The following is a 12,823-nucleotide window of genomic DNA, read 5'->3' on the forward strand; positions in this document are numbered from 1 at the left end:
TACCCTCATGGCGCCCTTGGCGAGCGCCTGTTGTTGGCATCGACGATAGTCACCCCCGTCGGGGATGACAAACGGATTGGCGATACGAGGCCGCGGGTGGACGCTCAGACCGGACGTCGGTAGTCCACCATCTCGCGCGGCACGATGATCTTGCCGATCGGCCACAGCGCCAGCCCGGCAAGCTTGAGATGCGCCCAGGCGAAGGGCAGGCCGATGATGGTGATGGCAAGGCCGATCGCCGTGATCAGGTGCCCGAGCGCCAGCCACCAGCCGGCCAGCACCAGCCAGATGACGTTGCCGAGCGCGCCGAGCGGTCCGGTGCCGAGGTCGCCCTCGCCGAGATGCACGTCGCGGTCGACCGCCGCGAAACCGAAGGGCAGGAAGGCGTAGCGCGCCATGTTGAAGGCGGCCCGCGCCCAGGGAATGCCGATGATGGTGATCGCCATGATCACAGCGGCGAGCAGCCAGCCAACCGCCATCCACAGCCCGCCGAAGATCACCCACAGCACGTTGAGGAGGAGGTTCATGGCGGTGGCTCTCTCGCCCGGCGGAATTGCCGGTTTCCCGCCAGATATGGCCCCGGCGTCCGGATGGCACAAGGTTGCGCTGGCGCAATGCGCATGTCGCGCGCCTGCGGAAATCATGCACGCATGGTCGGTCATGCGTCGTCTCGGGCGGATCCAGCCGCCGAAAATCGCCGGGCGCTGCTGCGCATCAAGCTGGTGCACACGGCGGCCTGGGCTGTCTTCGCCTCGTCGATTGTCGCGATCCCGGTGGTGACCGCGGTCGGCCGCCTCGACTGGGCCCTGTGGCTGAGCCTGCTGGTCTGGGTCGAGTGCCTCGTCCTGCTGGCCAACCGCATGCGCTGCCCGCTCACCGGGGTCGCCGCCCGCTACACCGATAATCGCGCCGGCAACTTCGATATTTTCCTTCCCGGGTGGCTGGCGACCAACAACAAGCTCATCTTCGGCACGCTCTTCGCCGCCGCCGAGCTGTTTCTGTTGTGGAGATGGCTGGCGGATTGAATTTCCGGCGCGGCGACGGGCGCAGCATTCTGCTAGTTTCCCGCCCCATGGATACCCGCTCGCCCGAGACCCCCCCGCCGCCCGCCGCCGTCACGCCGATGATGGCGCAGTATATCGAGATCAAGGCCGCCAATCCGGATTGCCTGCTGTTCTACCGGATGGGCGACTTCTACGAGATGTTCTTCGAAGACGCCGAGGTTGCCTCGGGAGCGCTCGGCATCACGCTGACCAAGCGCGGCAAGCATGCCGGCGACGATATCCCGATGTGCGGCGTGCCCGTCCATGCCGCCGACCAGTACCTGCAGAAGCTGATCGCGCTCGGCTATCGGGTCGCCGTCTGCGAGCAGACCGAGGACCCGGCCGAGGCCAGGAAGCGCGGCGGCAAGTCGGTGGTCCGCCGCGACGTCGTGCGACTGGTGACGCCGGGCACCATTACCGAGGACACGCTGCTTGCGCCCGGCCGCAACAATTACCTCGCCGCCGTTTCGCGCCAGCGCGGCGCCGGCGCCGATGGCGGCGACGGCTTCGGTCTGGCCTGGATCGACATTTCGACCGGCGAGTTTCGCGTCGCCGCCAGCGATGCCGGCCGTTTCGCCGCCGACCTCGCCCGTGTCGCGCCGAGCGAGGTGCTGGTCGCTGAACCGGTTTTCGCCGATCCTGAGCTCAACGCCTTCTGGCGCGGCCTGCCGATGGCGGTGACGCCGCTGTCGCCCGCCTTCTTCGATGGCGCCACGGCGGAAAGCCGGCTCACCGGCTATTTCGCGGTCAGGACGCTCGACGGCTTTGGCGCCTTCTCCCGCGCCGAGCTGTCGGCCGCCGCCGCCGCACTCGCCTATGTCGAGAAGACCCAGATCGGCGAGCGCCCGCCGCTGATGCCGCCCGCGGCGGAAGCGACCGACGGCGTGATGCTGATCGACGCGGCGACCCGCGCCAATCTCGAACTGACCGCCACCTTGTCCGGCGACCGGCGCGGCAGCCTGCTCGCCGCCATCGACCGCACGGCGACCGGCGCCGGCGCCCGGCTGCTTGCCCAGCGGCTGGCGGGGCCTGCGACCGACGCCGGCGAGATCGCCGGCCGTCTCGACGCCGTCGCCTGGATGCTCGCCGACACCGGCCTCCGCCATGCGATCCGCGAGGATCTCGCCGCCGCCCCGGATATCGCCCGCGCCTTGTCGCGCGTCACCCTCGGCCGTGGCGGCCCGCGCGATCTCGCGGCGATCCGCGATGGCCTCGAGGCCGCGACCCGCATCGCCGGCCGCATCGGCTCTGGCGACCACCCGCCGGTGATCGCCACTGCGGCCGGGGTGCTGGCCACCGCGCCGCAGGGTCTCGGCGAGGCCCTGGCCAAGGCGCTGGCCGACGATCTCCCCCATCTCAGGCGCGACGGCGGCTTCGTCCGCGATGGTCACCACGACGGTCTCGACGAGGCCCGCAAGCTGCGCGACGAGAGCCGCCGGGTGATCGCCGGCCTGCAGGCCGACTACGCCGCCGAGACCGATATTCGCGCCCTGAAGATCAAGCACAACAACGTCCTCGGCTATTTCGTCGAGGTCAACGCCGCCCACGGCGAACGGCTGATGAAGCCGCCGCTCAACGCCCGCTTCATCCATCGCCAGACGATGGCCAATGCCGTCCGCTTCACCACCACCGCGCTGGCCGACCTCGAGGCAAAGATCGCCGGTGCCGGCGAACGCGCGCTGGCGATCGAGCTGGCGGTCTTTGACGAACTCGCCGCCGCAGTCGAGCAGGCGACGGCGACGCTGCGGGCCATTGCCGACGCGCTGGCCATTCTCGATGTCGCGGCCGCTTCCGCCGTGCTCGCCGAGGCGGAGGATTATTGCCGCCCGGTGGTCGAGGAATCGCTCGCCTTTTCGATCGCGGGCGGCCGTCATCCGGTGGTCGAGCAGGCGCTCCGCCACGAGAGCCAGTCTTTTGTGGCCAACGATTGCGCGCTGGGGCCGGAGGAGACCGGCGATGCCGGGCATATCTGGCTGGTCACCGGGCCGAACATGGCCGGCAAGTCGACATTCCTCCGCCAGAATGCGCTGATCGCCATCATGGCCCAGATCGGCTGCTACGTTCCGGCAAGGGCCGCCCGGATCGGCATCGTCGATCGCCTGTTCAGCCGGGTCGGCGCCGCCGACGATCTCGCCCGCGGCCGCTCGACCTTCATGGTCGAGATGGTCGAGACCGCCGCCATCCTCAACCAGGCAGGCCCCCGTTCGCTGGTCATCCTGGATGAGATCGGCCGCGGCACCGCGACTTTCGACGGCCTGTCGATTGCCTGGGCGGCGATCGAACACCTGCACGAGGTCAACCGCAGTCGCGCCCTCTTCGCCACCCACTATCACGAGCTTACCGCCCTGTCGGAGCGGCTGGCGCGGCTTCGTAACGTCACCGTCCGGGTCAAGGAATGGCAGGGCGATGTCATCTTCCTGCACGAGATCGCCGCCGGTGCCGCCGACCGCTCCTACGGTATCCAGGTCGCCAAGCTCGCCGGCCTGCCGGCCTCGGTGGTCGAGCGCGCGCGTGCCGTCCTCGCCCAGCTTGAGGAGACCGACCGCAAGTCGCCGGTCAACACCCTGATCGACGACCTGCCGCTCTTCTCCGCCGCCCGCATCGCCGGACCGGCCGAGGCGGTGGCCGATCCCGTCGTGGCGATGCTGGAGACGATCCGGCCCGACGACCTCAGTCCGCGCGAGGCGCTCGAAGCCCTCTATCGCCTGAAGGCGGCGCTCCGCGAGAAGCGGGGCGACTGAGCCTCTAGTCCTTGGTCCGCGACAGGAAATAATGGGTCGCTCGCTCGGTCGGGACGGACTTGATCGCGTCGAAGCCGAGGGCCCGCAGGTCGATGCCTCGGAGAAGGTTCTCGCCCCGCCCGAGCAGAACGGGAGCGACCGCGAGGTGCATCTCGTCAACCAGCCCCGCCTCAAGATATTGCCGGATGGTCTCGACGCCGCCGCCGATCCGCACGTTCCGGTCCCTGGCCGAGACCTTCGCCCGGTCGAGCGCGGCGTGGATGCCGTTGGTTTCGAAATGGAAGACGGTCCCGCCCTCCATTTCCAATGGCGGGCGCGGATGGTGGGTGAGCACGAAGACGTCGCAGTGATAGGGCGGGCTGTCGCCCCACCAGCCCTTCCAGCTTTCGTCCGGCCACGCCCCCCGCACCGGACCGAACATGTTCCGCCCGAGGATCCAGGCGCCGTTATTCTCCATGCCGCGGGCGGCAATGTCGTCGTCCGGGCCGGTCTCGCCTCGGTCCTTGCCAAGCACCTCGCGCTGGAAGGTCCGGGTCGGGAAGAACCATTCGTGGATGGCGGATCCGCCGACGCCGAGCGGATTGTCCAGGCTCTGGTCGGGACCGGCGCCGAAACCGTCGAGCGACAGGCCGAATGAGCAAACGCGAACCTTCGTCATGGGGTCGTTCCTTATCAATGGATGCAGCCGTTTCCTCCCTCTTCGACGAACGGTAACGGCCCGGATCGACATCTGCACGGCGACTGATGGCGGGCAAGAGGCGCCCGCGTGTCACGGCAACCCTCGCTTGGAACCGCCGTGGCGTGATAGGACGCCCCAAAACGGCCGGATGTCGGCCGAAGCAGGGATCATGGCAGGCGTGGCGAAGCAATTTCTGTGGGGCGCGGCAAGCGCAGCCTATCAGGTCGAAGGCGGCTGGCAGGATGGCGGCCGCGGGCTCTGCAAGTGGGACATCTATACCAACGAGGAGCGGATCACCGAGAAGGTGGTCGGCGTCCAGCACACCGGCAACGTCGCGATCAACACCCAGGACCGGGCCCAGTACCTCAAGGATATCGGGCTGATGCGCGACCTTGGCCTCGACGCCTATCGCTTCTCCCTGTCCTGGCCGCGCATCCTGCCGGAGGGCACCGGACAGGTAAACGGGGAGGGCGTCGACTATTACAGCCGCTTCGTCGACGATCTCCTCGCCGCCGGCATCACGCCGCTCGTGACGCTCTATCACTGGGATTTCCCGGCCGGCCTCTTTGCCGATGGCGGCTGGCATAACCGCGCGTCGATCGACTGGTTCCGCGACTACGCCGCGGTGGTCTTCGACGCGCTGGGCGATCGCGTCCGCCACTTCATCACGATGAACGAGCCCTTCATCGACATCTTCTACATGGACCTGATTGCCGAGAACATGCGCGCCGGCCGCTCGGAGCCCTACCGCTTCACCAGCGAGCAATACGGCCGCCAGGCCCCGGCGATGCATAACCTGCTCCTCGCCAACGCCGAGACCGTCGCCGAATTCCGTCGCCGGGGGCAGGAGGGCATGATCGGCATCGCCTTGCCGCTCTATCCGACCGTCACCCTCGATCCGGAGAAGCCGGCCAATGTCGCCGCCGCGAAGCTGACCGACGGCCTCATCAATCGCTGGCCGCTCGATGCGGTCTTCAAGGGCACCTATCCGCAGGACGCCATTGCCGCACTCCAGGCCGAGAATCCGGATTTCGTCGTCCCCGAGGCCGACATGGCGACGATCCGCGCCAATCCGGTCGATTTCCTCGGCGTCAATTTCTACTCGCCGGCCCTGGTCCGCCACGACCCCGCTGGCCCGCTCGGCATCGACCGCGACGCCAATCCCGATGCGATCAAGTCCTTCAACGGCCCGGTGCGGCCGGAGGCGCTGCACGACCTGCTCATTCGCATCCGCGACGAATTCGGCAACCCGCCGGTGATGATCACCGAGAACGGCGCCGGCTTTGGCGATGGCGACGAGGTCCGCGATGGCGACCTCATCCGGGACCCGCACCGCGCCGACTACATCCGCCGTCACGCCGAAGCGACGTTGCGGGCGCGGCAGGAGGGCTGCGACATTCGCGGCTACATGGTCTGGAGCCTTTTCGATAATTTCGAGTGGATTCAAGGCTATACGCGTCGTTTCGGCATGGTCCATGTCGATTTCGACACCCAGGAGCGAACGCCGAAGCAGAGCTTCTTCCTCTACCGCGACCTGATCGCCCGCCATCACCGGGACGCCGCGCCGGGCTGACCGGATTAGCGCCTCGGCGCATTCCGGTTTACGTTCCGAGACTTAAGCCTTCATCGAGCTGACGGATTTCATGAGCACACCGACCGCGACCCTGATCGACGAAAAAGCGCTCGCCGAGGCGATGGCCAGCCTCGCCGGCGACAAGCCGGGATCGGTGTCCGCCGATACGCGCAGCGAGATGCTCGCCCTGCTCAAGCAGGCGATGACCGATGGCCGCGAGGAGGCCGAGAAGCTGCTGAGCGCCGACGGCAAGGGCACCCAGTGCGCCCGCCGCCTGTCGCATCTCCAGGACGTGCTGATCCGTGTCATCTACGACTTCGCCGTCGCCAACGTCTATCCGGTCGACAACCCGACCTCGGCCGAGCGCCTGGCGATCGTCGCCGTCGGCGGCTATGGCCGCGGCACGCTGGCGCCGGGTTCCGACGTCGATCTCCTCTTCCTGCTGCCCTACAAGCAGACGCCCTGGGGCGAGAGCGTCGTCGAATTCATCCTCTACCTGCTCTGGGACCTTGGCCTGAAGGTCGGCCACGCGACCCGCAGCGTCACGGAGTGCATCCGGCTGTCGCGCTCCGACATGACCATCCGCACCGCCGTGCTCGAGTCACGCTATCTGTGGGGCGACAAGCCGCTGCACGACGAACTGGTCCAGCGTTTCGACGAGGAAGTCGTCAAGGGCACCGGCCCCGAATTCATCGCCGCCAAGCTTGCCGAGCGCGACCAGCGCCACAAGGCCCAGGGCGCCTCGCGCTATCTCGTCGAGCCCAACGTCAAGGACGGCAAGGGCGGCCTGCGCGACCTCCACACCCTGTTCTGGATCGCCAAGTACTTCTACCGGGTCGACTCGAACGAGGCGCTGGTCAAGGCCGGCGTCTTCTCGCGGGCCGAGCTCAACCGCTTCCGCAAGTGCGAGGATTTCCTCTGGGCGGTGCGCTGCCACCTCCACTTCCTCACGCATCGCTCCGACGAGCGGCTGACCTTCGATCTCCAGCAGGAAATGGCCATCCGCCTCGGCTACACCGCCCATCCCGGCCTGAAGGATGTCGAGCGCTTCATGAAGCATTACTTCCTGGTCGCCAAGGAAGTCGGCGACCTGACGCGCATCTTCTGCGCCGAGTTGGAGGAGCATCACGGCAAGCCGGTGCCGGCCCTCAACCGCCTCCTCGGCCTCGGCCGCAAGCGCCGCCGCAAGATCCCAGGCTCGACCGACTTCATCATCGAGAACGAGCGGATCAGCACCGCCGGCGAGGATGTCTTCGCCAGTGACCCGGTCAACCTCATCCGCATCTTCCACCTCGCCGACAAATACGACCTCGCCTTCCATCCCGATGCGCTGCAGGAGGTTGCCCGCTCGCTGCGCCTGATCGACGGGGCGTTGCGCGAGAACGAGGTGGCGAACCGCCTCTTCCTCGAGATCGTCTCGTCGCGGCGCCAGCCCGAGGTGGTGCTGCGCGCGATGAACGAGACCGGCGTCCTCGGCCGCTTCATCCCCGACTTCGGCAAGGTCGTGGCGATGATGCAATTCTCGATGTACCACCACTATACCGTCGACGAGCACCTGCTCCGGTCGATCGGCTTCCTTGCCGAGATCGAGCATGGCGAGGCCGCCGACGCCCACCCCCTCGCCAACGAGATCTTCCCCGGCATCAAGGACCGCGTCGTCCTCTACGTGGCGATGTTCCTGCACGATATCGCCAAGGGCCGGCCGGAGGATCACTCGATCGCCGGCGCCCGCATTGCCCGCCGGCTCTGCCCGCGGCTTGGCCTGACGCCGGCCCAGACCGATACCGTCGCCTGGCTGATCGAGCATCATCTCCTGATGAGCATGACCGCCCAGTCGCGCGACCTCAACGACCGCAAGACCATCCTCGATTTCGCCGCCGTGATGCAGAGCCTCGAACGGCTCAAGATGCTGCTGGTCCTCACCGTCGCCGACATCAAGGCGGTCGGTCCCGGCGTCTGGAACGGCTGGAAGGGTCAGCTCCTGCGCACGCTTTATTACGAGACCGAGCCGGTGGTTACCGGCGGCCACAGCCAAGTCTCCCGCAACAAGCGGGTGGCCGAGGCCCGCGAGCAGCTCGGCGAGGCGCTGGCCGACTGGCCGAAGCGCGAGCGCGACGCCTACGTCAAGCGCCACTACCCGGCCTATCTGCTGCGGGTCGACCTGCCGCGCAAGATTGCCCATGCCGAGTTCATCCGCGACGCCGACAAGGCGAAGAAGTCGCTCGCCACCACCGTCCGCGCCCGCGACTTCGAGGCGGTGACCGAGATCACCGTTTTCGCCCCCGACCACCCGCGGCTCTTGTCGATCATCGCCGGCGCCTGCTCGATCGCCGGCGCCAACATCGTCGACGCCCAGATCTACACCACCACCGACGGCCAGGCCCTCGATTCGATCTCGATCAGCCGCGAGTTCGACGACGATGTCGACGAGCAGCGCCGCGCCGCCAAGGTCGGCAAGCTGATCGAAGAGGCGCTCGAAGGCACCTTGCGCATGCCAGAGCAGATTGATCGCAAGGCCCAGCGCAAGGGCCGGCTGAAGGCCTTTTCGGTCGAGACGACGATCGCCGTCGACAATGATCTGTCCAACCAATATACGGTCATCGAGGCCGCCGGTATCGACCGGGCCGGCCTGCTGTTCAGCCTGACGAGGGTGATCTCGGACCTCAATCTCAATATCGCGTCCGCCCATGTCTCGACCTTTGGCGAGCGCGTGGTCGACGTCTTCTATGTGACCGACCTGACCGGCATCAAGATCACCAATGCCAGCCGCCAGGCGGCCATCCGCCGCCGGCTCAAGGCCGCCTTCGACGGCACCCCCGTCGACGAAGCCCGTCCGGCCAGGCGGATGGAACCTGCGTGATCCACTCCCGGCCGTCGGCTTAAGGCGCGAGCGTCGATGTCACTGTTGAAGAATTTCGCCACGGTCGGCGGGGCCACGGCGACAAGCCGCCTCCTCGGTTTCGTGCGCGACGTGTTCATCGCCGGCGCGCTGGGCACCGGGCCGATCGCCGACGCCTTCTTCGTCGCCTTCCGGTTCCCCAACCTGTTCCGGCGGCTCTTCGCCGAGGGCGCCTTCAACTCGGCCTTCGTGCCGCTCTATGCCCGGGCGCTGGAAGGCGAGGGCGAGGCTGCGGCGCGGAAATTCGGCGAGGAGGCGTTGAGCATGCTGCTCACGTCGCTGCTGATCTTCACCGCGATCGCCGAAATCACCATGCCGATCCTGATGTTCGTCATGGCCCCTGGCTTCGTCTCCGATCCGGAAAAGTTCGACCTGACGGTCTTCCTGACCCGCATCGCCTTCCCCTATCTCGGCCTTGTTTCGCTGCTCGCCTTTTACAGCGGTGTACTCAACGCTCGCGGCCGCTTCGCCGCCGCTGCCTTCGCCCCGGCCCTGCTCAATGTCGTGCTGATCGCCGTCCTCCTGCTCATCCTCGCCATGGGCTGGACCGAGACCCCCGATGCCGGCATCGCGCTGACCATCGGCACGCTGGTCGGCGGCGTCGCCCAGCTCGCGATGGTCGTGATTGCCGCCGGTCGCGGCCATGCGCTCCTGCGCCTGAGATGGCCGCGATTGACGCCGGGCGTCCGCCGGTTGATCAAGCTGGGTGTTCCCGGCGTCCTTGCTGGCGGCATCACCCAGATCAATATTGTCGTCGGCACGATGATCGCCTCGCTGGCGCCCGGCGCCGTCTCTTATCTTTATTACGCCGACCGGCTGTACCAGCTGCCCCTCGGCATCGTCGGCATCGCCATCGGCGTCGTGCTGCTCCCCGATCTCTCCCGCCAACTCCGCGCGGGTCGGACCGATGTCGCCGACCACACCCAGAACCGGGCGCTTGAATTCGCCATGGCGTTGACCCTGCCGTCGGCGATCGCGCTCTTCGTCATGGCGATCCCGATCATCAACGTGCTGTTTCAGCGCGCCAGCTTCGGCCCATCCGATACGGTCGAGACCGCGGCGGCGCTGGCCGCCTTCGCCGTCGGCCTGCCGGCTTTCGTCCTGATCAAGGTCTTCTCGCCGGGCTTCTTTGCCCGCGAGGATACCCGCACCCCGATGTGGTTCGCTGGCGTCGCCCTCGTCGTCAACATCGCCCTGTCGCTGGCGCTCTTTCCCTTCCTCGCCCATGTCGGCATCGCCATCGCCACGGCGACCTCCGCCTGGGTCAACACCGCGCTGCTTGCCGGCACGCTGATGCGCCGTGGCCAGTTCACTCCTGACGCCGCGCTGAAGAAGCGGCTGCCGCTCCTGCTGCTTGCGGCGTTGTTGATGGGGGGGTGCCTCACCCTTGCCCAATGGCAGATGGCACCGTTCCTTGCCGATCCATCGCTGCTGGTTCGCGCCGTCGCCGTCGGCATCCTTGTCTTCGGTGGGGTTGTCGTCTTCGCCGTCTTCTGCCAATTGACCGGCGCGGCGGATTTCAAGGGCGCGCTCGCCAAGGTCCTTCGCCGCGCCTGACGCCTTTCCCGCCCGAGCACTGCACCAGACAGAGTCCCGAACCCATGACCACCTTCGTCCCGCGCGTTTTTTCCGGCGTCCAGCCGACCGGCAATCTCCACCTCGGCAATTACCTCGGCGCCATCGTCCGCTTCGTCGAGATGCAGTCGACCCATGACTGCATCTATTGCGTCGTCGACATGCACGCGATCACCATCTGGCAGGATCCGGCCGAGCTTGCCCGGGCGACGCGGGAAGTCACGGCCGCCTTCCTCGCCGCCGGCATCGATCCGAAGGCCCATATCGTCTTCAACCAGAGCCAGGTCCACGTCCACGCCGAACTCGCCTGGGTGTTCAATTGCGTCGCCCGCATGGGCTGGCTGAGCCGCATGACCCAGTTCAAGGAAAAGGCCGGCAAGGATCGCGAGAATGCCAGCGTCGGGCTCTTCGCCTATCCGAACCTGATGGCGGCCGACATCCTCGCCTATCTCGCCACCCACGTGCCGGTCGGCGAGGACCAGAAGCAGCATCTCGAACTGGCCCGCGACATCGCCACCAAGTTCAACCACGATTTTTCCGCGACCATCGCCTCCAATGGCTTCGGCGAGGAATTCTTCCCGATCACCGAGCCGCTGATCACTGGCCCGGCAACCCGCATCATGTCGCTGCGCGACGGCACCAAGAAGATGTCGAAATCCGACCCGTCGGAATATTCGCGGATCGCGCTCACCGACGATGCCGATGCCATCGCCCTGAAATTCCGCAAGGCGCGCACGGATCCCGAGCCGCTGCCGTCCGAGGTCGATGGCCTCAAGGGCCGGGCCGAGGCCGACAATCTCGTCGGAATCTTCGCCGCTCTTGCCGACCAGTCCAAGGCCCAGGTCCTGAGCGATTTTGGCGGCTCGCAATTCTCGGTCTTCAAGCCGGCCCTGGCCGATCTCGCCGTCGCCCGCATGGCGCCGATCGCCAGCGAGATGCGCCGCCTGCTCGCCGATCCCGGTCACATCGATTCCGTCCTCACCGATGGCGCCGACCGGGCGCGCGCGATTGCCGAAAAGACGATGGACGGCGTCAAGGACGTGATCGGCTTCATCCGCAAGAAATGATATTTCTCCGCCGGTTGGTTTGCCGCGCCCCGGGCCGCTTGCCGACGCCCGCGGCGAGTGGCAGCATCCGCAAATGATCAAGAAGCGCACCAGCACCGTCGAGGGACACCGGCGCAAATTCCTGGCGATCGTTGACGACACGCCGGAATCGACCCGCGCCCTTCTGTTTGCCGGCTTGCGCGCTGTCCATACCGGCGGCGCGGTCGTGCTGCTCTACGTCATCACGCCGAGCGAATTCACCCAGTGGGTGGGCGTCGAGAACATCATGCGCGCCGAGGCGATGGAGGCGGCCGAGGTCGCCCTCGGCAAGGCGGCCGACTTCGTTCGCGACAAGACCGGCATCGAGCCGCAGGTCGTCATCCGCGAGGGCGGCCGGTCGGAGGCGATTGTCGGCCTGATCGAGGATGACGAGGATATCGCCATTCTGGTGCTGGCCGCCGGCACCGACAAGGAAGGGCCGGGGCCACTCGTCACCGCGCTTGCAGGCAATGCGGCGGCGACCTTCCCGGTGCCGATTACCATCGTTCCGGGCAATCTCGACGACGAGTCGGTCGCCGCCGTCGCCTGACCGCCGCTGGCCGCAGTTGATCTTGGCGGCCGGCGAGCCTAGATGAAGGCTGGATCCAACGCCCCCTTGAAAGGCGCCAAGTCATGTTCATTCAGACCGAAACCACGCCGAATCCGGCGTCCCTCAAGTTCCTGCCAGGCCGCGTCGTGCTTGGCCCCGATACCGCCGAGTTCCGCGATGCCTCCGAGGCCGGCGCCTCGCCGCTGGCCACCCGGCTTTTCGCCGTTCCCGGTGTCGCTGGTGTCTTCCTCGGCGATGACTTCGTCACCGTTACCCGGGGCGACGTCGAGTGGCAGCATCTCAAGCCGGCGGTTCTCGGCGCGATCATGGAGCATTTCCTCTCCGGCATGCCGGCGATGGAAAAGCCCCAGGAGGCCGGTGGCGAAGGCGAGTTCTTCGCTGAAGAGGACGCCGACACGGTCGCCGCGATCAAGGAATTGATCGAGACCCGCGTGCGCCCGGCCGTTGCCCAGGATGGCGGCGATATCACCTTCCAGGGTTTCCGTGACGGCGTCGTCTTCCTCAACATGCGCGGTTCCTGCGCCGGTTGCCCGTCGTCGACGGCGACCCTGAAGCACGGCATCGAAAACCTGCTCCGCCACTTCGTGCCGGAAGTGCAGGAAATCCAGGCGGTTCCGCTCTAGCGCATCCGCCGGGCAGCTTAACCATCCGGCTTTT

General features: G+C 67.0%; 10 protein-coding genes. 8 read left to right on the forward strand and 2 right to left on the reverse strand.

Translation table 11 applies throughout. The features are described from left to right. Positions 1–104 precede the first annotated feature (104 nt). Positions 105–527 (reverse strand): YccF domain-containing protein, encoded by a 423-nt coding sequence (locus tag BLT60_RS19750; protein WP_090879208.1) that lies wholly within the window; start codon positions 525–527, stop codon positions 105–107. A gap of 123 nt (positions 528–650) precedes the next feature. On the opposite strand from BLT60_RS19750, the gene BLT60_RS19755 reads away from it, so the two are divergent. Then, a complete protein-coding gene (locus BLT60_RS19755) occupies positions 651–1,025 on the forward strand; it encodes a hypothetical protein (RefSeq protein ID WP_090879339.1) in 375 nt (124 codons plus the stop codon). A gap of 47 nt (positions 1,026–1,072) precedes the next feature. Further along, positions 1,073–3,784: a DNA mismatch repair protein MutS gene (gene mutS / locus BLT60_RS19760; protein ID WP_244521352.1), complete on the forward strand. Its 2,712-nt coding sequence runs from the start codon at positions 1,073–1,075 to the stop codon at positions 3,782–3,784. A 4-nt stretch (positions 3,785–3,788) separates the two neighbouring features. Here the strand turns inward: mutS and BLT60_RS19765 are convergent, their stop codons facing one another. Continuing rightward, a complete protein-coding gene (locus tag BLT60_RS19765) occupies positions 3,789–4,442 on the reverse strand; it encodes a dihydrofolate reductase family protein (RefSeq protein WP_090879210.1) in 654 nt (217 codons plus the stop codon). A 199-nt stretch (positions 4,443–4,641) separates the two neighbouring features. On the opposite strand from BLT60_RS19765, the gene BLT60_RS19770 reads away from it, so the two are divergent. The 6 genes from BLT60_RS19770 to BLT60_RS19795 all read left to right on the forward strand — a co-directional run bounded on the left by BLT60_RS19770 (position 4,642) and on the right by BLT60_RS19795 (position 12,789). Then, the gene (locus BLT60_RS19770; RefSeq protein ID WP_244521353.1) at positions 4,642–6,036 is read left to right on the forward strand and encodes a glycoside hydrolase family 1 protein; all 1,395 of its coding nucleotides are present in this window, start codon (positions 4,642–4,644) and stop codon (positions 6,034–6,036) included. A gap of 70 nt (positions 6,037–6,106) precedes the next feature. Next, positions 6,107–8,896 carry a [protein-PII] uridylyltransferase gene (locus BLT60_RS19775; protein WP_090879212.1) on the forward strand — a complete coding sequence of 930 codons (2,790 nt, stop codon included), beginning with the start codon at positions 6,107–6,109 and terminating at the stop codon, positions 8,894–8,896. Positions 8,897–8,932: 36 nt separating this feature from the next. After that, entirely contained in the window at positions 8,933–10,492 is a 1,560-nt protein-coding gene (gene murJ, locus BLT60_RS19780; protein ID WP_090879213.1) for a murein biosynthesis integral membrane protein MurJ, read from the forward strand. 44 nt (positions 10,493–10,536) lie between these two features. Continuing rightward, positions 10,537–11,577, forward strand: coding sequence for a tryptophan--tRNA ligase (gene trpS, locus BLT60_RS19785; RefSeq protein ID WP_090879215.1), 1,041 nt, complete (start codon positions 10,537–10,539; stop codon positions 11,575–11,577). A gap of 73 nt (positions 11,578–11,650) precedes the next feature. Beyond that, complete coding sequence (locus tag BLT60_RS19790) at positions 11,651–12,145, forward strand: universal stress protein (protein ID WP_090879345.1); 495 nt, start codon at positions 11,651–11,653, stop codon at positions 12,143–12,145. An 83-nt stretch (positions 12,146–12,228) separates the two neighbouring features. Next, positions 12,229–12,789, forward strand: a complete 561-nt coding sequence (locus BLT60_RS19795; protein WP_090879217.1) for a NifU family protein — start codon at positions 12,229–12,231, stop codon at positions 12,787–12,789. The last annotated feature ends 34 nt before the right edge of the window (positions 12,790–12,823 follow it).

It is taken from the genome of Bauldia litoralis (assembly GCF_900104485.1).
GTDB lineage: Bacteria > Pseudomonadota > Alphaproteobacteria > Rhizobiales > Kaistiaceae > Bauldia > Bauldia litoralis.

Coding starts and splice junctions, on each gene's coding strand:
- murJ (WP_090879213.1), top strand. CDS start 8,933: ATGTCACTGTTGAAGAATTTCGCCACGGTCGGCGGGGCCACGGCGACA.
- BLT60_RS19790 (WP_090879345.1), top strand. CDS start 11,651: ATGATCAAGAAGCGCACCAGCACCGTCGAGGGACACCGGCGCAAATTC.
- BLT60_RS19775 (WP_090879212.1), top strand. CDS start 6,107: ATGAGCACACCGACCGCGACCCTGATCGACGAAAAAGCGCTCGCCGAG.
- BLT60_RS19755 (WP_090879339.1), top strand. CDS start 651: ATGGTCGGTCATGCGTCGTCTCGGGCGGATCCAGCCGCCGAAAATCGC.
- BLT60_RS19750 (WP_090879208.1), bottom strand. CDS start 527: ATGAACCTCCTCCTCAACGTGCTGTGGGTGATCTTCGGCGGGCTGTGG.
- mutS (WP_244521352.1), top strand. CDS start 1,073: ATGGATACCCGCTCGCCCGAGACCCCCCCGCCGCCCGCCGCCGTCACG.
- BLT60_RS19795 (WP_090879217.1), top strand. CDS start 12,229: ATGTTCATTCAGACCGAAACCACGCCGAATCCGGCGTCCCTCAAGTTC.
- BLT60_RS19765 (WP_090879210.1), bottom strand. CDS start 4,442: ATGACGAAGGTTCGCGTTTGCTCATTCGGCCTGTCGCTCGACGGTTTC.
- trpS (WP_090879215.1), top strand. CDS start 10,537: ATGACCACCTTCGTCCCGCGCGTTTTTTCCGGCGTCCAGCCGACCGGC.